Consider the following 20,711-nt stretch of genomic DNA (forward strand, 5'->3'; position numbering starts at 1 on the left):
CCTAGGCGCTTTGAGATAGTGGAGCCGTAACGGGAGGTGAGAGGCCTGGCGGATACAAGGCGGGGTCACGCTCTCCGGTCCGTACGCAGTTGCACCTGCCTTTTGCGGCGTAGATTCTGCTGACTGCCGAGTGTTTCGCAGGCACCGATTGGTTGAATTTCATTGGATCGGACGGGTGCTTTCGGTATCCCGCTTTGCCTGTTTGCGGGTCGAAATCCATGTAGCCCTTGTTAAAGGAGCCGTCTCTGTTGTCGTTGTTGTATCTGTGGTGCTCGCGGCAAAGACCAGTGAGGTTTTCGATATCGGTGTGTCCGCCCTTTATCCAGGCGAGGATATGATGTGCCTCACATTCTGACATAGGGGTGGTGCAGCCGAGCCAGGAGCATACTCCTTGGATGGCGAACATTGCGATTCGCTGTTCGACCGATGCGAGCCGGGTGGTTCTCCCCATCCACAGTGGTACTGAGGTGACGCCGTCCACTTGGAGGAGGAAGTCTGTAGTTCCGTCCATGCCGAGGCGTACAAGATCGAAACAGTCGACTTCGATGCCGGTGTTGGTGCCGTAAAGCATGGAAGCATCGCCGTCGGCGAGGTCGTCGAGAGTAAGTGCAATGACCACCGAGGCAGCGCCGCCGTTCGCCTTCTGGTGCGATTGCTCGTGTTGTTTGAAAATGGCGAAGAACTGGTCGAACCGACGTTGCTGCCGGGTGCGGGAGTCCACTTCGTCGTGCATCGCTGCTGGAAGGTTGGAGTTTGGCGCGAGGCCCTTGTCTGTGTGCGCTTTGATCAGGGCGGCATCTCCAGCCGTAGCGTTGATGTAGATGTCTACAGTGCCATCCGATTTGCGACGACCAATGGACATGCCACGATTTTCATACCCGGCATTAGGGTTGGTATGTGGGGCGTGTTTCCGGTTGACGTCGCTGACTGCGCGGCGAACGAACTGCCGGAGGTCTTCGGGGTTGCGACGTAAGCCCTCGGTCATGGCTGCGGAGTAGATGCGGGTGCGTTCGTCCACGCCAGCTTTGAGCAACTTGTCGAGTTCGCGCCGGATGATGTTTTGCTTCTCTGCACTAACCTGGGAAGACGTTCTTCTGGCAGTTGCCTGCTGCTGCTCCACTTCATGGGTGCGAGCGAAAAGCTCCTCGGTGCTTTCCTCGCTGGCCGGGGGAATGCTAGGTGCTGGCGGCTGGCCGAAGAGGAGTCGGCCGCGTTCAAGGCGGTTGTAGGCTTCGCCCTTTGACAGGTCGAGGCACTGCTGGAGGTACGCGTTGGGGTAGTTAGCGCCGACAATTCGGCCAGCTTCTTCGCGCTCGGCGATGAAGGCGAACGCGGCGTCGATAGTTGCCTTCTTTTTGAATTGCTCCTCGAGGCGTTCCATTTCGTGCCGGATATCACTGAATGTGAGGGCGGAGGGGTCGGCGAAAAGCTCACTTAACGTGCGCAGCGCTGCCGAAATATCGTTGACGCATCGGGTGATTGTGCTGGTCATGCCCCCTCTTTTCGTGAGTTGCTCTCACCCTATCAACCCCCGCCGACACAGATCGGCACGATTCGAACAAATGAACGAACTTTCTGGCGGTTTGGTACGTTGAGACGTGGCAGACAATCACTTGAGGGTGGAGGCGCTCGACGAACATGGCAAGCAATGACAGTGATGATCGCTACCGGTACATGGGTCTCGAGATGATTCCGACGCCATGTTGCAAAGCGAAAACCAGTGAGCCTTGCCTAGGGACGGGGTGGATGTGGCGGGTTGGAAACGGTGTCATGGCGCTGAAGCTCAACGATGACAAAGTGCTCACCGGCACTGGATATGGGTTTGATGACTACAAAGATTGGGGCCGAGGAGGCGACCTACAAGACGTGATCTTAAGCGCTGCCGCCGACGGGCTGAGCCTTCCCGATGCCCTCGAGCGTGTCCGCAAGGCGTTCGGCAACCCCGACGTTATCGTGGACCTGAAAGACATCAACGAGTGAGGTCGTATGTCCCCGGAGAACATTTTGCTGCGCTTGCCGAAGACGCAGGAGCAGGAGATTCGCAAGATTTATGAGGAGCTGGCGCAGCGCGGATTTCCCGTTCAGCAGCAGCGCCCGCACGTGTCAGTGACGTTCGCTCCTCAGATGGCTCGAAAGGTGATCGCCCGAGCAGGGGAACTCCTGCCCCAGTTATTGCCTGCGCGTCTGGACAGGGTAGGCACGGTGCTGTTCGGGACGAAGTCGAAGCAGACGGTGGCGTGGCTGCTGCAAGGCTCGGACGAGCTCGAGCGGGCAGCACGGGAACTCAGCGAACTCAATCCCGATGGCCGTGGTGCTCGGTGGATACCGCATCTGACGATGGGTCTACGCCTGCCGAAAGCAATCGTAGGAGACTACATCCAGGCGCTCGCGGAAGTGACATCGCCACACTTCAGGGCTGTTGATGTGGAGTATGCGGCGCTGTACCAGCCGCGGTATGGCTCCGAGTACCGGTTTGAGGTTTAGTGCTTAGGCTTTCGGTGCGGCAACCTTGAAGCGTTGGCGCACCAGGTGCGGATTCGTTTTCGTGTACCCGATGGCGATAATTACGAGCGCTGACGCTGCGCCAAGGATGGTTTCCGCACTGCGCGCAAGGAGCATTGGCGCGACGGGGGCAGGTTCGACGGCTTGGATCATCAATAGGGCGGTCGGGGTGATGAAGCTTGCTGCCAGTGTGTAGTTGCGGGTGACATAGGTTTCTGTCAAGAACTGCAGGATGATGATCCATATCACGAACTGCCATTCCTGCATGTGATGCGACAGGAGGAACCCGGCGACGAGAATGCCGGAAAGGGTACCGAGCATGCGCTGCAGCGCCCGGAAGTACTGCACTCGGTAGCGGTTGTTGACCAGCGGTACTACCGCAGCGACCATCGCCCAGTAGAAGTGCGACAGCGGGTCAATGAGAGCGACTGAGATGATGCCGATCGTTCCAGCGAGCAGGGGAGCGAGGAAGAATCGCGTTGCCTCTCGCTTCAGCGCCTGCTTATCGACGCCCACTTCTTCCCCTCGTGGTTCTCGCACGTTGGGGCCTTCGCCAATGAGGTGCGATACCTTCCCGAGTGCAAAACACAGTCCCGCAGTCGCCGCAGCTACCGTTGTCGCGATCAGCGGGTGTGCGGGGTGGGCGAGGGAACCTACCGCGGCGATTGCGAAGAGTACGAATACGGACCCGGTTGGGCGTGTGCCTGACCACAGTGCGATGGTCGCCCACACGGAGGACGCGATGGCGGAGATCATCATAATGAGCCACTGGTTTGCGTGGGTCCAAGACATTGTCGCGCCGATTGCGATCGCGACCACGATGGCGGTACCTGCAAGGAGCTGGTGGCGTGCCCTATCCTGTCGGGTTTCATGGCGTCCATAAACACCCGTAAACGCGCCGAAGTTGGCGTAGATGGCAAGGTCGAAGCGGCCGATCCAGAGCAGGAGTAGGAGTGGGATGGCTACTCCGGCGGCTGTGCGGAAGGCAGGGATATGGTCCCGGCGTGCGGGTGCCATCGTGAACATGGCGCGAAAATGGTTCAAAGATCAGCCCTTTCTCCCAGACGTGACAAAATGGTTACCTTAGTCCTCTGCTGCGAGCCCCAAAAACGCTCAGTCTGTCCGATGCGGACGCAAACGTTAGTCGCGCCGGGCAAGGCGGCGATCGGAAGTATCGACGAGCATTGTCGCGCCATCTTTCACGGCCACGGTGGGGGCGGTGGTGGCGTCGAAAACTAAGGGGGCGTTGCTCGCGGCGACGATGACGTTGCCGTACTCGTGGCCGTCGAGCATCGCTGGTGGTGCGACAACCGCGGTGTGGGGGAAGACCTCGAGGAGCCCGGCTATTTCGGCTCGGGTGTTGGGAAGCTGCTGCCTATCGCCGATGTTCGCGATGTAGATGCCTCCCGGGCGCAGTGCCACGGTGCACGCGCGGAAAAACTCGACGGTGGTCAGTGGGCGTGGAGTGTCGGGGCCGCTGAAGACGTCACGAATGATGACGTCGAGGCTGCGTGGTTGGCAGGCATGAGTGAACGCGCGTGCTTCTGCGCAGCGAATCGTGACAGGCTCGACGTTTTCGTGAAAGGCCCAACGCACGAGCTGCGCAAGCTTGCGGTCGATCTCCACCGCCGTTTGATGGCTTTCGGGGTAGCGGTGCGCGAAATGCGCAGGCAGGGTGCACGCGGCCCCGCCGAGATGTACTGCCCGGAAGTCTGAGGGCACGGTGTCGCCGGGGCGGATGAATCCCGTGATCCACTGCATGTAGTCGAAGGTGAGCACCTCCGGCGCACCGAGTACAACGTAGGAGCTGGGGACGCGGTTGAGTTCGAGGGTGTAGCCGCCGTCGCGAAGTTTGTCGGCGATGATGGTCGCTCTGCCGGTGTCTACGGGGAATGTTCCCGTAATGGATTTCTTTGGGGTGCGGGGTTTACGTCGCATTTCATGCTCTACCTTTCAGCGTTTATTCTTACCTGTTATGTACACATTGCGTGAAGCCCGCCCTGAGGACCGCCAGGCGGTCGTGGATGTTTGGGACGAATCTGGCATTACCCAGGAATGGAATGACCCGCCGACTGACTTCGATCTTGCGATGGAAAGCCCCGGCAGCACAGTACTCGTAGCGGAGTCGCCCCAAGGTGTCGTCGACGGCGCGACCATCGTAGGTTTCGACGGCCACCGCGGGTGGATTCACATGACAGGAGTGCGCCCTAGCGCTCGGGGAGGCGGCGTGGGGCGCTTGCTTTCCGACGGTTGCGTGCAATGGCTGCGCGAACGTAAAGCCCCAGCAGTGCACCTGATGGTGGCAGAAGGCAACGACGCAGGGCGTGCTTTCTGGGAGCACCTCGGCTACTTCAAGATTGAGCCACCTGTGTACATGATTTCCCTGGAAGATTAATCGTTCCAAGACTGGGTGCGCACAAACCTGGTGGAAACAAGTACGCCAACGATGACGACGCTCAACGGCAGAAGCATAGACGTGGACATCGCCTGCGCGAATGGTTGGTGAAGCACGTCGGGGAGCGCTTGGGCGCTCCCGCCGCCGGAAAAGTCGGCAGCTGCTGGCCCGAGCTGGCGCGTGAGCTGCTGCGACATCATTGCCGCGATCCCCGCCGAGCCAATGACCGCGCCGAGCTGTCGCACGGTGTTATACACGCTGGAACCCGCCCCGGCCAGGCGGGGATCGAGGTTTCGTGTCGCGATCATGGACAATGGCCCCCACACCATGGAGTTGCCAAACCCGTTGATCACGGAGACCACGAGTAACCACATTGGGGAGACACTCGGGTCGGTAATGAAGGCCGCGGCACCAATCGCGACCGCGACGAGCGAGAGCCCTGCGATCGCGAACGGCTTGGGCTGATGCGTGTTGGTGAGCTTGCCGACCCAAGGCGAGAAGCATCCAGAAATCAATCCCGCGGGAAGCAGGAGCAGCGCTGCTTGGGTTGGCGAGTAGTGTTGCACGTTTTGCACGTAGATCATCCACGGAATGACGTAGGTGGAGATTGCAAACCCAACCGTAGAAATTGCTACGCAGGCGAGGGAAAAGTTTCGGTCAGAAAACAGCTCCAACGGCACCAATGGATCCCGGGTGGTTTTCGCTTGCCACCATACGAAGAGCGACAGCAACACGGCGCCGGCGCAAATGAGTGCAACGATGGCGAAGCTCCACGAAAATGTCTGTCCTTCCTGGATGCCGAACACCAGGCAGAACATGCCCGAAGCCGACAGAGCGACGCCAACCCAGTCAAACGTCCGTGCATTTTGCTCGAGCCTCGGCACGAAGACCCACGCCAATGCGATGCCAACAATGCCCACCGGGACGTTGATGATGAAGATCCACGCCCAGCCCCAGGCGTCGACGAGGAGGCCGCCGAGCAGCGGCCCAACGATTGTCGCTACCCCTGCCGTTGCGCCCCAGACGCCCATGGCGCCACCCCGCTGCTGCGGTGCGAACGTGCGCAGCATCACCGACATCGTCTGCGGTGTCACTAGGGCACCGCCAAAGCCCTGCACAGCCCGGGCAAGAATCAGTGCCTCGATTGAGGTTGCCAAGCCGCACGCCAGCGAGGCGACCGTGAACAGGCTCAAGCCACACAGGTACACGGTCCGCGGTCCGATCCTGTCTCCGAGCCGCCCCGTAATCAGCAGCGGCACCGCGTACGCCAGCAAGTACGAACTGTTCACCCAGATAATCTGGCTGTAGGTGGCGTTAAACGCGGTGGAAATCGCAGGAATAGCGACGGCAACGATCGTTGAGTCCACCAGAATCACGAAAAACCCGACCATCATCGACCACAACGCCGCCCAGGGCCCTGTGCTGCGGGGAGTCTCCATCGCACTGACTCTACCGGGTGGTCGCCAGTGGCGAAAGAGCATAGGGCATATGATGGCACCTATGAGCGATATACATTCGACAGAAGTCTCCCAGAACGTCATCCTCCCGCAGTCAAAAGACGCAATCTTTTTGACGCTCACCATCGCACAAGGGCACGAGCGCGACGTAGTAGACATCATCGGTGGCCTTGCAGGGCTCGTCAACGGTGTCGGCTTCCGCTGGCCAGAAGCTCACTTAAGTGCGGTCCTCGGCATTGGCGCCTCGATGTGGGACCGCCTCTTTACCGTGGAAAAGCCCGAAGGCCTCCACGAATTCGTCGAACTGCAAGGGGAGAAGCACCACGCGCCGTCGACACCAGGCGACCTGTTCTTCCACATCCGTGCCGACGAATATGACGTCGCATTCGAGCTTGCTCGCCGCATCACGAAACAGCTCGGTGACGCCATCGAAGACTTTGACGAGACGCACGCTTTCCAGTACCAGGACTTCCGCGACCCTCTCGGGTTTGTCGACGGCACTGAGTCCCCGCGCGGCCAAGACGGCATCGCAACGGCGATTATCCGCGAAGGAAAGTGGGCGGGTGGCAGCCACATCGTGCTGCAAAAGTACGTCCACGATCTGAAAGCCTGGGACGATTTACCCGTCGAGGAGCAGGAGCGTGTCATCGGCCGAACGAAGCACGAAGACATCGAGTTCGACGACGACGCGAAACCGGCCAACAGTCACGTTGCTGTGAACTCGATCGAAGATGAAGACGGCGAATCGTTGGAGATCGTCCGCAACAACCTCACCTTCGGTGACGCAGCCGGCCAGCAGGGCACATTCTTTATGAGCTACGCGAAGGACGTCGCCATCACCGAGCGGATGCTGCGCCGCATGTTCATCGGAGAGCCAGTTGGCAACTATGACAGAATCCTCGACTTTTCCACGGCACTCACCGGGTGCAACTTCTTTGCCCCGCCGAAAACATTCATGGAAAACGTCGGGGATTACGTCAAGGAAGAACTGCGCTAACCCACAAGCTGCTGTAACTGCGGTGGCAGGTACTGGCGGATGGTGGGCCACGTCACCGCAGCGATTAAGCCCAGCCCGGCGAGCACACCAACCGTGATGAGCGCCGCCTTCGTCTTGGAACTGCCCTCCGAGGACATCAGGTTATCTTCGGCGTCCATGTCATCGGTCTGCGGTGGGTTTGGTGTGACGTTGACGTCGACATCGTTTTGGTCGTGCGGGCGCATCGCTTCAGGGTCAATACCGAAGAACGTGTCCAGGCCCTTGACGTTGAACTGCGTCGACATGTAGCGTTCGTTGGTGTTCGTGTTCCACTGCGAAATGACGACGTCGAGGTTCGCGATCGTGGAACCCGGTACGATGTACCCACCGTAAGGTTGGGAGAAATTCATCGGCGTCTGCTGAAAGTCCCAGTAGCCATTCTTGGCGATTGTCGCGACAGGCACGTCGTTCCAGCTTTGTGGCAGCGTATCCGAAATGCGGACCTCGACGGCGAGCGTGGCCTCGTTGAACATCACGAACACCCAGTGGTTGTCGATGTATCGCAGGTTCATCTCGCCGGCCTTGATCTTGTTACCGTGCAGGATCGCGCCAGCTTCGTTGCCCCACTCGTCGGTGTTGGGATTATATAGCTCCCAACTCTCTTGACTGCCAATCTGCTCCTCGGTAAAGCGAGCCAGGTACACCGGGTGCTCGCGCTGGAAGCCGGACATCACTGCGTAGATGTAGCCGTCTGGCCCTTTTTCCCAAGAGATGAGCTGGCCAAGGCCATTGAGGTAGTAGTTAGGGGTGCGCCCGATGCTCTTCCAGGTTTTCCCCTCGTCTGTGGACTTCCATGTCTGTGTCTCGAGCACATTGCCGATGCCACGGTTCCACATGCCCTGCATGTACAGCGTTCCGTTGATGTTGATCACATCGGACGGGATGAGGGTCAGGTTGTCGCCTTCTTTCCGGTAGTAGTTGATCAGGCCGTATGCGTCACGGTGCCCCTTGAGCGGGCGAAGGATTTCGATCTGTCCGTTATTCATTCGCGCAACCACGCCAATGGGGCTGATCCAGTCGCCTTCCCCAAACTTTTTGCCGCGGAATGAGTCGCCGAAGATCATCGCGAATTCGTCACCGTTGAGCGGTGTCATGGCGCCCAAGTCGCCGGCCCCAATGCCGACATGTGCAGCCCACGGGCCGAGCACATCACCCATGATTTGGACGACGGTGCCATCTGGCATCTTCATCGGTTTTTGCTTTGGCTTCGTCGGAAGATCTTCAGGGCCATGCGGCCGGATCGTAGGCCAGGCAGGCAAAATCGAGTTCGCTTGTGCGTGTGCGACAGGAATCGAAAGACCGGTCGCAGCAAGAGCAAGAGTAGTGGCACAGGCGATAATTCGGGTCAAAGGCGGCAAAGGCATGGGGCTCCTGGGATGAAACGTCGTGAGGCAAAATATTCGACGTCCCCTTTCACCGCAGCAGGCTGTGGGGAAGTGGACGTCGATAATTATTGGGCGAATATTGGGTTAGTTCGAAGAATCGTTGCGCTGACCAAGACCCGAGTCCAGGCGCAGCAGTCCAGAACCATCATTGCCGACAAGTGTCAGCTGGTCAACAATCTCGGAAACCGTTGCCTCTTCGCTGATCTGCTCGTCGAGGAACCACGTGATGAGGGAGCGGGAATCGAAGTCCTTGACCTCATCGGCGATGCCAGCGATGTTTCGAATCATCGCGGAGACCTTGCGCTCGTGCTCAAGCGCCGCCTGGAACGCCGCCAGTGGGGAATCGATCGAAGGTGCGTCGAGTGCGACGGTGTGCAAGGTGACGTCGTGACCCCGGTCGATGAGGTGCGTTGCGAACTTCTCTGCGTGGTCGCACTCTTCCTGCGCCTGCTCAGCAAACCAGGATGCGAAGCCCGGGAAAGACTGTGCCTCCATGGTGTAGGCGAGCTGGCGGTACAGCAGTGCCGCCTGGTATTCCGCAGTGACCTGCTCGTTCATTGCATCTTGCAATTTCTTGTCCATAGTCAAGCTCCTTTGAAGGTGTAGTTGAAAACTGATGTTACGGCGCTATTTTACGCCTGCGAGGCAAAAATGCATCAAAAGTAAGGGTATCCTAATCAATGACCTGGGGGTATGTCGATGGGGAACCTTCGCAAAATGGGCTATCCTTGCCGGTATGTCTCGTTTTAGTCCCTTAAATTGGCCGGTTGTGCGCCAGATACGCGGTGGTGACGCCTTCGCCCGAGGCGAAAACACCGAATCTGCGCGCAGCCAAGAAATGGAAGGCCGCATTGTAGAAGCGGACCGCGTTGTCAAGAGCGTGTGTCCGTACTGCGCTGTTGGCTGTGGCCAGCGCGTATATGTAAAAGACAATAAGGTCATTCAAATTGAAGGCGACCCGGATTCTCCGCACTCACGCGGACGCCTGTGCCCGAAGGGTGCAGCTTCCGAGCAGCTCGTCAACGCGGAAAACCGCGTGACCGACATTCTGTACCGAGCACCGCGCTCCAAGGAATGGGTCAAGCTTGACCGCGAAACCGCCATGGAAATGGTCGTCGACAGGTTCCTCGAAGCCCGTGAAAACGGCTGGCAGGACTTCGACGACAAGGGGCGCCCTGTGCGTCGAACCATGGGCATCGCAGGCCTGGGCGGCGCCGCGATGGATAACGAGGAAAACTACCTGATCAAGAAGCTGTGGACTGCAGCGGGCGCGGTGCAGGTAGAAAACCAAGCTCGTATATGACACTCTTCCACGGTTCCCAGTTTGGGATCCTCGTTTGGACGCGGTGGAGCGACCCAGCCACTGCAGGACATGGCGAATGCGGACTGCATTGTCATCCAAGGGTCTAACATGGCCGAAGCGCACCCAGTTGGGTTCCAGTGGGTCATGGAGGCGAAGGCGCGTGGTGCACGAATCATCCACGTTGACCCTCGATTCACGCGTACGTCGGCGATGGCGCATAAGCACATCCCGATTCGTGGTGGTACCGACATTATTCTGTTGGGTGCTGTCATCAACTACGTGCTGGAAAACAACCTGTACTTCGAGGAGTACGTCAAGGCATTCACCAACGCTTCGACGTTGATCAGTGAGGAGTTCCAGGACACCGAGGACCTCGAAGGTCTGTTCTCTGGATACGACCCTGAAACGGGCGGCTACTCCAACGAGTCGTGGCAGGCGCGCAAGAAATGGGATGCGCAGACTTCGTGGGACGTTGAGAAGGATGAAACCCTTCAGGATCCGCGAACAGTCTTCCAGATTTTGAAGCGCCACTACTCCCGCTACACCCCGCAGGTTGTTGCTGAGTCGTGTGGTATTTCCGAGGAGGACTTCTACTTCCTCGCGAACTCGATTGCGGAGAACTCTGGCCGCGATCGCACTACCTGCTTCGCGTACGCGCTTGGCTGGACTCAGCACACGTTGGGCGCACAGTTCATCCGTACGTGTGCGATCCTGCAGACGCTGATGGGCAACATCGGCCGTCCGGGTTCGGGCATCATGGCGCTGCGTGGCCACGCATCGATTCAGGGCTCCACGGACGTGCCGACGCTGTTCCACATCCTGCCTGGCTACCTGCCGATGCCGCAGTCCACGCACCAGACGTGGGACGAGTACTTGGCAGCAGTGTCGAAGCGTGATCAGAAGGGCTTCTGGCAGACCGGCGACACCTTCGCTGTGTCGTTGATGAAGGCCTACTGGGGTGACGCCGCAACCGAGGAGAACAACTGGGGCATGGACCTCATGCCAAGGTTGACTGGTGCGCACTCGACGTACCACACGCTGCAGCTGATGAACCAGGGGCTTGTCGACGGCTACTTCGTCTTCGGCCAGAACCCTGCGGTTGCGCAGTCGAACGGTCGCATTCAGCGCATGGCGCTGACCAAGCTGAAGTGGCTCGTCGTACGTGATTTCTCTGAAATCGAAACGGCAACGTTCTGGAAGGACTCTCCAGAGGTGCAGTCCGGTGAGATTTCGCCGGAGGAGATCGACACTGAGGTGTTCCTCTTCCCAGCTGCGAACCACGTTGAGAAGGCAGGTACGTTTACCCAGACCTCGCGCGTGCTGCAGTGGCGCTACAAGGCCAAGGATGCGCCGGGCGATGCCGAGAGTGACCTCGAGTTCTTCTACGACTTGGGACTTCGCTTGAAGGAGCGAGTCAAGGACTCGACCGACCCGCGCGACGTGCCGTTGCAGAAGATCACCTGGGACTACGAGTGCGATGAGCACGGTGAGATTCTGCCGGAGTCGGTGCTGAAGGAGATCAACGGCTACTACCTCGACGGTCCTCGCAAGGGACAACTCGTAGACAAGTTTGCGGATCTCAAGGCTGACGGCTCAACCTCCTCCGGCTGCTGGATTTACTGTGGTGTGTACGCCGACGACGTCAACCGTTCGGCGAACAAGCGCCCAGGCCAGGAGCAGAACGCGATGGCGTTGGAGTGGGGCTGGGCATGGCCAATGAACCGCCGCGTGCTCTACAACCGTGCTTCTGCGGATCCGGATGGCAAGCCATGGTCGGAGCGCAAGAAGCTGGTCTGGTGGAACGAGGACAAGGAGCTGTGGGAGTCCGACGATGTTGTGGACTTCCCGGTCAACCGCGCACCTGGGTTTAAGCCAGAGCGCGACGCGGTTGGTCCTGCGGCGCTTGCCGGTGATGATGCGTTCATCATGCAGCCTGACGGCAAGGCTTGGCTGTTCGCGCCAACCGGAATGGTTGACGGCCCGATGCCGACGCACTACGAACCGCAGGAGTCCCCGTTTGCGAACCCGCTGTACAAGCAGCAGCAGTCGCCGTCGCGAATTGTGATGCGTGGGGAGGACAACCTCTCGGCGCCGAACTTTGGCGAGCCGGGTGTTGGCGTGTACCCGTACATGCTGAACACCTACCGTCTGACGGAGGCGTACACCTCTGGTTCGATGACGAGAAGCTTGCCGTTCTTGGCGGAGTTGCAGCCGGAGCTGTTCTGTGAGGTCTCGCATAAGCTGGCCGAAGCGGTCGGTCTCAAGAATGGTGACTGGGCGACGATCATCTCGCCGCGCAACGCCATCGAGGCGCGAGTGCTGGTCACGGAGCGCATGAAGACTCTGGTCATTGACGGTCACGAGTTCCAGCAGATTGGTATGCCGTACCACTTCGGCGCAGGTTCTTACGCCGAGGTCGAAGGCGATGGACCGAACGACCTTTTGGGCATCATGCTGGACCCGAACGTCAACATCCAGGCGTCGAAGGTTTCCGCGGTTGATATCCGGCCGGGCCGACGCCCGCGCGGCGAGGACCGCATGAAGCTGGTGCGTGAGTACCAGCGCCGTGCGCGCCTGACGGAGGACACCGGTACCAAGCTGACCGACGAGTCGAAAGACGTCATCGTTGGTGAGCAGCTCGGTGACACCGAGGCGGCGAAGTACGACTCGACGAAGAAGAATATGGCGAACGGGGAAGGATAGGTTTTGACGATGAAAACGAAGAATCAGATCACCGAATCCCCAGCCAACATCGGGTACGAGAAGGAGGCTCGCAAGGCTTTCTTCACGGATACGTCGATTTGTATTGGCTGCAAGGCGTGTGAGGTTGCATGTAAAGAATGGAACCGAAACCCGCAGGACGGCTACAAGTTGTCTGGTAACTCCTACGACAACACCGGTTCGCTGAACGCGGACACGTGGCGCCACGTGGCGTTCATTGAGCAGGGCGAGGACCGGATTCTGCAGGCTCGTGAAGAGGGTGCAAAGCTCGTCGGGCTTGGAATGCCGAGCGTCAAGCCTGCCGAAGAGGCTTCCACCCGCGCGGTATTGCCGGATACTCCGGATTTCCGCTGGCTGATGTCCTCCGACGTGTGCAAGCACTGCACGAACGCTGGTTGCTTGGACGTGTGCCCGACGGGTGCGTTGTTCCGCACCGAGCACGGCACCGTCGTCGTACAGGATGACGTCTGCAATGGCTGCGGTACCTGCGTTGCTGGCTGCCCGTTCGGCGTCATTGAGCGTCGTAGCGATGGTGGCGTTCGCAAGCGCAACGAGCGTTCCGGCAAGGGTGAGGACTTCACACCTGGTGAGAGCGCGCCGATTAAGAACATCGGGGTGGCTCAGAAGTGCACCATGTGCTTCGACCGCCTTCAGGTGGGCGAGCAGCCGGCGTGTGCCAAGACCTGCCCGACGACGTCAATCAAGTACGGCACCTACGATGAAATGCTCGCGCTTGCGAAGGCGCGCGTGAAGGAACTGCACGCGCAGGGTATGACGGAAGCTCGCCTGTATGGCGCAAACCAGAACGACGGCGTAGGCGGTACAGGATCAATCTTCCTGCTGCTGGATGCGCCAGAGGTCTACGGGCTTCCACCAGACCCAGTGGTTCCAACGGCGAACTTGCCGGAGCTGGCGAAGCGCGGCGTCATTGCCGCAGCCGGAATGGTTGGCACTATTGCAGCCGCGGTCCTGATCGGAGGTAGGAAGTAAATGGCTGAGTTTGATAGCTACCGTCCACCGCAGGAGCCGCGTCGTCCGCGGCGACGTGATCAAGCGGAAGGCGAGCGCCCACGGGGCCCGAAGAAGCGTCGTGGCGAAGAGCTGATGGTGCCGGAGGCAAGCTTCGAGCACTTTGACTCCTACTACGGCAAGCCGATTGTGAAGTTCCCGCCGTGGGAGTGGCCGATTGGTGTCTACTTCTTCCTCGGCGGCCTCGCCGGAGGTTCCTCCTTGTTGGCCGTGGGAGCTGACGCGACAGGCAACAAGGAGCTGCGTCGCAACATGCGGATTAGTTCGATGGCTGCCGCCGCGGTGGGCTCCGGTTGCCTGGTGCTCGACCTTGGTCGCCCGGAGCGCTTGCTGAACATGTTCCGCGTGTTCAAGTTGTCATCTCCGATGAGTGTCGGTTCGTGGCTGCTGGGCTCGTTCTCCGCGTTGCAGGGGCTTGCTATGCTTCCGGAACTCGACGAGCTGACTGGCAAGAAGCTGCCGCTGCCAAGCCCGCTGCGCTCGTTTATTGAGTTCGCAGCGACCCCGGCTGGTATTGCTGGCGGTGTGCTTGCCTCGCCGCTCGCGGCGTACACCGCGGTGCTGATCGGCAACACGTCGGTGCCTGCATGGCAGGAGGCGGGCAAGAACCTACCGTTCGTGTTCGTATCATCTGCGACCGCAGCGACGGGTGGCATGGGCTTGCTCACCACTTCGACGGAGAATGCTGCTGTGCCGCGAGCACTCGGTGTCGTGGGCGCAGCCGCCGATGTCGCAGCGACGTCCTACATGACGAGCCAACTGGACGACGTCTCTAAGGAAGCGTTTTCCACGGGCAAGGCAGGCAAGCTTTTCAAGGCTTCCGAGGTTTGCCTCGCGGTTGGTGGCGTTGGCGCGCTGTTCAGTAAAAAGAGTCGAGTACTCGCAGGTATTTCGGGTGTCGCGTTGATGGCGGGGTCCTGCCTGACTCGTTTCGCGGTGCTCGAGGCCGGTAAGCAGTCCACCGAGGACCCGAAGTACGTCGTTGAACCGCAGCGGGAGCGCCTGCGCAAGCGCCGTGAAGCGGGCAAGGTTGATGACGGCATCACTACCGCCTAGCTGCTACTGGAGCTAAGACGCAACACTGCCCCTCTCACACACCGTGTTGGAGGGGCAGTGTTGTATTTCTAGTTTGGTATTTCGGCTACTTCACCTGAACGCGGCCAGTGCCGGCGACGGTTTCGCCGATGACGGGGTAGCCGGGGATCTCGCCGATGACGAGCAGCCCGCCGGAAGTCTGGGCGTCCGCAAGGAGCAGCAGCTCGTCGCCGTCCAGATCAGAGTCGATGTTGGGGCGTACCCAGTCAAGGTTGCGCTTCGAGCCACCAGGGATGTAGCCGGCCTCGAGCGTTTCACGGGCGCCGTCGATAAATGGGACCTTCGTGTGGTCGATGACGGCGTCGATCCCGGAAGCGCGTGCCATCTTGAACAAGTGGCCGAGGAGTCCGAAACCAGTGACGTCGGTGGCGGCTTTCACACCGGCGGCGACTGCCTTTTCGGAGGCTTCCTTGTTCAGCGTGGTCATTACTTCGATGGCCTGCGGGAAGACATCGCCGGTTGCCTTGTGGCGGTTGTTCAGTAGGCCAGAGCCGATCGGCTTGGTCAAGGTGATGGGCAGGCCGGCCTCTGCGGCGTCGTTGCGCATGAGCTTGGCCGGGTCCACGATGCCGGTGGCAGCCATGCCGTAGATCGGCTCGGGTGCGGTGATCGAGTGCCCGCCGGTCACGCTGATGCCGGCTGCGGTGGCAGCGTCCAGGCCACCGTGCAGTACGTCGCGGATGAGCTCTGAGGGGAGGACATCCCGTGGCCAGGCGAGCAGGTTGATGGCGGTGATTGGGGTGCCGCCCATCGCGTAGACGTCTGAGAGCGCGTTGACGGCCGCGATCTTGCCCCAGGTGTAGGCGTCATCGAAGACCGGGGTGAAGAAGTCGGCTGTGGAGATGACGGCGAGGTCGTCGCGGACGTGAATCGCGGAGGCGTCGTCGCCGTCGTCGAGGCCAACGATCACGTTGGGGTCAGCGAATCCAACCAGTCCCTGGACGGCTTCTTCGAGCTCACCGGGTGGAATCTTGCACGCACACCCGCCACCGGATGCGTACTGGGTCAAACGAATCTTAGAATTATCAGCAGTCATACCTACATGGTAGCGTTGCTTTTCGGAGGCGTACGTGTCCTGGTGGCCACCCCAGTCTTCAAAACTGGTGAGGTCGAGCATCTCGGCCTGGCAGGTTCGATTCCTGTCCGTCTCCGCCAAAACGTTGTGTTGTTGTAAGGGGAAGCACATGAATGATCCTCGCCGTCGAATCCCTCGCACAGACGCACTGCTTGCGCTTGCAGCGCAGGAGCACACCGCGTTGGCGCCACACGCGCTTAAGGCGCTCGCAGGGAAGCTGCAACAGCGCGCCCGCGACGGCGAGATCACCCCTGAAGAGGTCACCCCGGAGTTTCTCCACGCTTGTCGACGCCACCCCGGGTCCCTGACGCCAGTCCTCAACGCAACAGGCGTGGTTGTGCACACCAACATCGGTAGAGCACCGCTTGCCCCGCAGGCAATAGACGCGATGGTGGATGCCGCGCAATATGTGGATGTAGAGATGGATCTCGCAGCAGGCGTTCGATCCCGCGATAGAGGCAGGGCCGCCACGGATGCAATCCTGGCTGCATGTCCAGCGGCGGAGGACGCGCTGGTAGTAAATAATGGCGCAGCGGCGTTACTCCTTGCCGTGGCTACGTTCGCCGAGGGGCGCGACGTCGTTATCTCGCGCGGCGAACTCATCGAGATTGGGGCGGGGTTCCGCCTGCCTGAGCTCATTGAGAGCGCACGAGTGTCTTTGGCTGAAGTCGGCGCGACAAACCGTACGCATCCCTTCGACTATGAGCGGGCGCTCGACAACGCGGGAGCGGTGCTGAAGGTGCATCCCTCGAACTACAGGGTGCACGGGTTTACCGCGGAGACCACTATTGCGCAGCTTCGCGAGCTTGTCCGGCCCCGCGGCTGCGCCCTGATCGCTGACATCGGCTCGGGCCTGCTTCACCCTGATCCGCTGCTGCCGGACGAGCCAGATGCCACTACAGCTTTGCGCGATGGCGCGGACGTGGTGCTGTTTTCCGGTGACAAACTACTTGGTGGGCCGCAGGCGGGCGTTATGGTCGGAACGAAGGACGCCATTGCGAAGCTGAAGCGGCACCCGCTGGCGCGCGCAGTGCGCATCGACAAACTGCGCCTCGCGGCGTTGGAGGCAAGCCTGAACATCGCCAGCACACCAGTCCACGACTACCTGCACGCAAACTCCGACCAGCTCAAAGCCCGCGCAGAAGCGCTCGCAGCGGAGGTTGGAGGCAGTGTGGTTCCGCACGACGGCCGCGTTGGAGGAGGCGGCGCGCCGGGCTTCCCACTGCCCGGTTGGGCTGTTGCGCTTGATGAGTCGTTGGCAGCCCCGCTACGGGCAGGTACCCCGGTTGTGCTCGGACGTGTCCACGAGAATGAGTTGTTGATTGACCTGCGCTGTGTGCCACCCGAGCGCGACCATGAGATCGCAGCCGCGATTCGAGCGGCCCAAGGAAAGGACTGAGTGTTACGTGTTTGTAGTTGCGACAGCTGGCCACGTCGACCATGGAAAGTCCACCCTGGTCAAAGCGCTTACCGGAATGGAACCGGACCGCTGGGATGAAGAGAAAGACCGGGGGCTCACGATCGACCTCGGGTTTGTGTGGACCAACGTCGATGGCGAAGACATCGCGTTCGTGGACGTCCCTGGGCACGAGCGCTTCATCGCGAACATGCTCGCGGGTGTTGGGCCCGTCACGGATGTCTTGTTTGTCGTCGCTGCGGACGAGGGCTGGATGCAGCAAACATTGGACCACCGGGACGCTATCAATGCGTTCGGCGTCCAGCACGGTGTGATCGCGATGACACGGGTGGATAAGGCGGATGCTGGGCGTCGACAAGCTGTGGCTGAAGAAACTCGCCGGAATGTCGCTGGTACCAGTATGGAGCGTTGGCCCGTCGTCGAAGTTTCTGCCAAGACGGGCGAGGGGGTTGAAGAGCTCAGGAGTGCGCTTGTGGCGATGCTGCGGCAACAGTCGACGGCGGACCCCGCCGGGCGAATCCGGATGTGGGTCGACAGGGCGTTTCACATCAAAGGCGCCGGCACCGTTGTTACGGGGACGCTCACCAACGGAACAATTCAACCTGGGCAGACGCTGACGCTACAGACCGATGCAGGTCAACGCGAAGTCACCGTGCGTGGTATCCAGTCGGAGGACACCGCAGTTGAAGAAGCCAAGCCGACGATGCGCGTCGCGCTCAACCTTCGCGGAGTGAGCGTCGACGAAGTTTCGCGTGGCGCGGCGCTGTGCACGCCAGAGAAGTGGCACATGACCTCTGTGGTGGATGTGCGCCATACCCACGGGGCTGCACTGAACGACGTGCCGCAGGAGGTTGTGGTGCACGTCGGTACGGCAGGAGTCAGCGCGAAAGTGCGACCGTTCGGTGCAAAGCACGCCAGGCTCATCCTCGAGCACGACCTGGTGCTGAGCATCGGGGACCGGTTGGTGCTGCGAGGCTCCGGTGCGCAGCAAATTCTCGGCGGGGTAGAGGCTATCGACGTGGACCCGCCCGCCCTTCCCCGGCGCGGCGACGGGCGGAAGCGCTCGGCGCAGCTTGAGACGCTGCCGGATATCAACGTGGAGATCGCCAGACGGGTGGCCGTGCGGCCAGAACTATTGGTAAGCCTTGGATTTGAGGTCGGCGATAAGCCCCCGCAAGGTACCGTGGCGTTTGCCGGGTACTGGATCCGCGCGCAGCAGGTAATGGAGTGGAAAGACACGTTGCTGCAGGCATTGCAAGCACACCTTGCGGCGCATCCGCTGTCGGCTGGGTTAGCTACTGGTGCGGCCGTTGAAGCTCTGCATCTGCCAGACGCGAAGCTGTTGCCGCTTGCTGTCGCCGCTGCGAAACTCAACACTCGCGACGGGTACGTCTGCAACACGGCCGAGGTCGATCTCGGGGAGGCGGAGCCAGGGGTCCAGAAACTCGAGGCGCAGCTTCGTGCCCATCCATTCAAGGCCCCCGAGGCGCGCGATCTCGAGCAGCTCGGTCTGGGGGCGAAAGAGCTTGCGGCAGCGGAGCGGGCCGGAAGGATTCTACGGCTCGGCGATGGCGTAGTCGTTGCCGCGGATGCGATCACGCTTGCAACCGCGAGGCTGCGGGACTTACCTCAGCCTTTCCGCACGACGGACGCGCGCCAGGCGCTCGAGACGACCCGCCGCGTTGCCATCCCGTTGCTCGAGCTTCTAGACGCACGCGGAATCACCCGCCAGATAGAGGCGGGTGTTCGAGTACTGACGTAGCAGCCTCGTTCGGCTGTTCTAGTGTTCGTGTTCGTCAGCGTCCGCATCAGCCTTCGTCTCGTGGACAGTGCCAGGCTTATGCTCTGGAGCGGCGTAGATTGAGTACACCTTCGCCGGGGCGTCGGACTCGTTCACGAAGTTGTGCCACTGGCCAGCAGGAACGAACGCTGCGTCATCGTCGCCGATGACCTTATCAACAGTCAGATTGTCTTCGGATGGGCCGATCATCGCGCGCAGCTCGCCGGATTCTACGCGAATGAACTGGTCGTGATCGTCGTGAATCTCTGCGCCAATCTCGCCGCCTGCGGGGATGCTCATCACCGTCAGCTGAAGGTGCTTTCCGGTCCACAGGGTGTCACGAAATGCATCGTTATCAAGCGTTGCCTGCTCAATGTCGAACGTAACTGGGTTCGGCCCGTGGTCAGTACGCAAGATCTTGGACATGATTCCTCCTCGCAAATAGGTTCGGTTTCACTCCACAGCATAGCGCGCTTTAGGGCTTGCGGTGTCGGCCTACGTCTTGGCTGCGGCGTCGCCGTGCTTTTTGAACTTCGGTCAGGTAATCGCCGTCGTCGCTGCTAGGTGGCTCAGCCGTAGCTGGCTCAGCAAGTATCGACGCCCCTTCGTCCTCCACGACGTCCATGTCCACCAGCGGTGCAGGCTCAGCACCCTGACTGTTCGTTCTCGGCCGGGTAGGAACTGCGGCACGGGAACGGTCAACGGTGACAGCCCACGAGCCGTCGGGGAACTGAACCGTCTCGAATTGTTTCCCACCGTCCGGGCCAGAGTGCGTGAGGTCAGGCACGTGCAGCCACATCGGGTCTGCTGCGTCTGAATAATCAGCAATGTCGAGGGCCGCCATGCCATCCAAGAAAAATGCGCGGGCGACTATACATCCGTTGTCGGGCGAAGGGGCGTCGAGAAGCATTGCACGAACATCGTCAAGGTCAGCTGCCGAGACGCAGCCGAGCACGCGCTCGCCCAGCGTAACTACGACGTCGGTGTCGCCCGCGGTTTGTAGTCCAACAAACCATTGGCCTGGCGCCAGGCTTGCGAGTTGCTCCGCGCTGAACTCGCCTCGCTCCGTATCAATGATCGCCATGTCACCGCTTGGTAGCACAAGGCAATCAGGACCCGCATTGTTGCGGGGGACAGCGAGCTGAGGCGGTGGCAAAATCACATCGACGGCGAACTTGCCGTGCTCAGCATCGAACTTCACCGCAGCCAACGTCATCGGTAGCAGCTGCGACTGATGGATTCGCTCCAAGTCGACGTAACGGGCTCTGTCGAATTGAGCAATCTCTCCAAGAACACCGGCGCCGAGCCTTCGTACCCGCCAGTTTTCCTCGACCGCGTTTGGCTCGAGCACTACCGGCACGTATGACGTGTGGCGCGTGCCGCCGAATTCAGCAAACAAAGGCGACTGCACGACGTCAACGACAGTCACCTCCTCGCCAGCGCCCCACGTCGATGGCGCAAGCGGGTACACGGGGAGAGAGAGTTCCACAGCGTCATACTCCTATCTGCATCCAAA

General features: G+C 60.4%; 18 protein-coding genes and 1 tRNA gene. 10 read left to right on the top strand and 9 right to left on the bottom strand.

Annotated elements, in window-relative coordinates; all coding sequences use genetic code 11:
- Nucleotide 1 precedes the first annotated feature (1 nt).
- Nucleotides 2-1,492 (bottom strand): HNH endonuclease signature motif containing protein, encoded by a 1,491-nt coding sequence (locus BQ4436_RS07690; RefSeq protein WP_083329498.1) that lies wholly within the window; start codon nucleotides 1,490-1,492, stop codon nucleotides 2-4.
- A 146-nt stretch (nucleotides 1,493-1,638) separates the two neighbouring features.
- Here BQ4436_RS07690 and BQ4436_RS12055 point away from each other — a divergent pair, with 146 nt between their 5' ends.
- Both BQ4436_RS12055 and BQ4436_RS07700 read left to right on the top strand, forming a co-directional pair.
- The gene (locus BQ4436_RS12055; protein WP_143000855.1) at nucleotides 1,639-1,980 is read left to right on the top strand and encodes a hypothetical protein; all 342 of its coding nucleotides are present in this window, start codon (nucleotides 1,639-1,641) and stop codon (nucleotides 1,978-1,980) included.
- Nucleotides 1,981-1,986: 6 nt separating this feature from the next.
- Nucleotides 1,987-2,484 (top strand): 2'-5' RNA ligase family protein, encoded by a 498-nt coding sequence (locus BQ4436_RS07700; protein ID WP_070976220.1) that lies wholly within the window; start codon nucleotides 1,987-1,989, stop codon nucleotides 2,482-2,484.
- Nucleotides 2,485-2,487: 3 nt separating this feature from the next.
- Here the strand turns inward: BQ4436_RS07700 and BQ4436_RS07705 are convergent, their stop codons facing one another.
- Together BQ4436_RS07705 and BQ4436_RS07710 are read right to left on the bottom strand one after the other, a co-directional pair.
- Complete coding sequence (locus BQ4436_RS07705; RefSeq protein WP_143000856.1) at nucleotides 2,488-3,546, bottom strand: FUSC family protein; 1,059 nt, start codon at nucleotides 3,544-3,546, stop codon at nucleotides 2,488-2,490.
- Nucleotides 3,547-3,642: 96 nt separating this feature from the next.
- Nucleotides 3,643-4,440, bottom strand: coding sequence for a spermidine synthase (locus tag BQ4436_RS07710; RefSeq protein ID WP_070976223.1), 798 nt, complete (start codon nucleotides 4,438-4,440; stop codon nucleotides 3,643-3,645).
- 37 nt (nucleotides 4,441-4,477) lie between these two features.
- On the opposite strand from BQ4436_RS07710, the gene BQ4436_RS07715 reads away from it, so the two are divergent.
- Nucleotides 4,478-4,897 carry a GNAT family N-acetyltransferase gene (locus tag BQ4436_RS07715; RefSeq protein ID WP_070976225.1) on the top strand — a complete coding sequence of 140 codons (420 nt, stop codon included), beginning with the start codon at nucleotides 4,478-4,480 and terminating at the stop codon, nucleotides 4,895-4,897.
- Here the strand turns inward: BQ4436_RS07715 and BQ4436_RS07720 are convergent.
- Nucleotides 4,894-6,336 carry a DHA2 family efflux MFS transporter permease subunit gene (locus BQ4436_RS07720; RefSeq protein ID WP_255366164.1) on the bottom strand — a complete coding sequence of 481 codons (1,443 nt, stop codon included), beginning with the start codon at nucleotides 6,334-6,336 and terminating at the stop codon, nucleotides 4,894-4,896. The genes BQ4436_RS07715 and BQ4436_RS07720 overlap by 4 nt on opposite strands.
- Before the next feature lie 61 nt (nucleotides 6,337-6,397).
- Between BQ4436_RS07720 and BQ4436_RS07725 the strand changes: the two genes are divergently transcribed.
- The gene (locus BQ4436_RS07725) at nucleotides 6,398-7,351 is read left to right on the top strand and encodes a Dyp-type peroxidase (protein WP_070976228.1); all 954 of its coding nucleotides are present in this window, start codon (nucleotides 6,398-6,400) and stop codon (nucleotides 7,349-7,351) included.
- On the opposite strand, the gene BQ4436_RS07730 is transcribed toward BQ4436_RS07725, so the two are convergent.
- On the bottom strand, nucleotides 7,348-8,754 hold the full coding sequence (locus BQ4436_RS07730) for a DUF4185 domain-containing protein (RefSeq protein WP_255366165.1): 1,407 nt from the start codon (nucleotides 8,752-8,754) through the stop codon (nucleotides 7,348-7,350). The genes BQ4436_RS07725 and BQ4436_RS07730 overlap by 4 nt on opposite strands.
- Nucleotides 8,755-8,859: 105 nt before the next feature.
- A complete protein-coding gene (locus tag BQ4436_RS07735; protein WP_070976231.1) occupies nucleotides 8,860-9,357 on the bottom strand; it encodes a ferritin in 498 nt (165 codons plus the stop codon).
- Between the two features lie 154 nt (nucleotides 9,358-9,511).
- Between BQ4436_RS07735 and fdnG the strand changes: the two genes are divergently transcribed.
- Genes fdnG through nrfD form a run of 3 tightly spaced genes read left to right on the top strand, consistent with a single transcriptional unit; the run spans nucleotide 9,512 to nucleotide 14,884 of the window.
- The gene (gene fdnG, locus BQ4436_RS07745) at nucleotides 9,512-12,781 is read left to right on the top strand and encodes a formate dehydrogenase-N subunit alpha (protein WP_255366166.1); all 3,270 of its coding nucleotides are present in this window, start codon (nucleotides 9,512-9,514) and stop codon (nucleotides 12,779-12,781) included.
- Nucleotides 12,782-12,790: 9 nt separating this feature from the next.
- Nucleotides 12,791-13,789, top strand: a complete 999-nt coding sequence (locus BQ4436_RS07750; RefSeq protein ID WP_070362714.1) for a 4Fe-4S dicluster domain-containing protein — start codon at nucleotides 12,791-12,793, stop codon at nucleotides 13,787-13,789.
- Nucleotides 13,790-14,884 carry an NrfD/PsrC family molybdoenzyme membrane anchor subunit gene (gene nrfD, locus BQ4436_RS07755; RefSeq protein WP_070362713.1) on the top strand — a complete coding sequence of 365 codons (1,095 nt, stop codon included), beginning with the start codon at nucleotides 13,790-13,792 and terminating at the stop codon, nucleotides 14,882-14,884.
- A gap of 85 nt (nucleotides 14,885-14,969) precedes the next feature.
- On the opposite strand, the gene selD is transcribed toward nrfD, so the two are convergent.
- Nucleotides 14,970-15,959 (bottom strand): selenide, water dikinase SelD, encoded by a 990-nt coding sequence (gene selD, locus BQ4436_RS07760; RefSeq protein ID WP_070976457.1) that lies wholly within the window; start codon nucleotides 15,957-15,959, stop codon nucleotides 14,970-14,972.
- 24 nt (nucleotides 15,960-15,983) lie between these two features.
- Between selD and BQ4436_RS07765 the strand changes: the two genes are divergently transcribed.
- From BQ4436_RS07765 to selB, 3 genes are all read left to right on the top strand, one after another.
- Nucleotides 15,984-16,078, top strand: a tRNA-Sec gene (locus BQ4436_RS07765).
- Between the two features lie 29 nt (nucleotides 16,079-16,107).
- Nucleotides 16,108-17,397 (top strand): L-seryl-tRNA(Sec) selenium transferase, encoded by a 1,290-nt coding sequence (gene selA, locus BQ4436_RS07770; protein WP_070976234.1) that lies wholly within the window; start codon nucleotides 16,108-16,110, stop codon nucleotides 17,395-17,397.
- Between the two features lie 7 nt (nucleotides 17,398-17,404).
- Nucleotides 17,405-19,177 carry a selenocysteine-specific translation elongation factor gene (selB, locus tag BQ4436_RS07775; RefSeq protein WP_070976235.1) on the top strand — a complete coding sequence of 591 codons (1,773 nt, stop codon included), beginning with the start codon at nucleotides 17,405-17,407 and terminating at the stop codon, nucleotides 19,175-19,177.
- Nucleotides 19,178-19,195: 18 nt separating this feature from the next.
- Here the strand turns inward: selB and BQ4436_RS07780 are convergent, their stop codons facing one another.
- The gene (locus BQ4436_RS07780; RefSeq protein ID WP_070479414.1) at nucleotides 19,196-19,621 is read right to left on the bottom strand and encodes a cupin domain-containing protein; all 426 of its coding nucleotides are present in this window, start codon (nucleotides 19,619-19,621) and stop codon (nucleotides 19,196-19,198) included.
- 49 nt (nucleotides 19,622-19,670) lie between these two features.
- Nucleotides 19,671-20,684, bottom strand: coding sequence for a hypothetical protein (locus BQ4436_RS07785; protein WP_143000857.1), 1,014 nt, complete (start codon nucleotides 20,682-20,684; stop codon nucleotides 19,671-19,673).
- Nucleotides 20,685-20,711 lie beyond the last annotated feature (27 nt).

This window comes from Corynebacterium sp. MC3, assembly GCF_900099485.1.
In the GTDB taxonomy this organism is placed as follows: Bacteria; Actinomycetota; Actinomycetes; order Mycobacteriales; family Mycobacteriaceae; genus Corynebacterium; species Corynebacterium pseudogenitalium.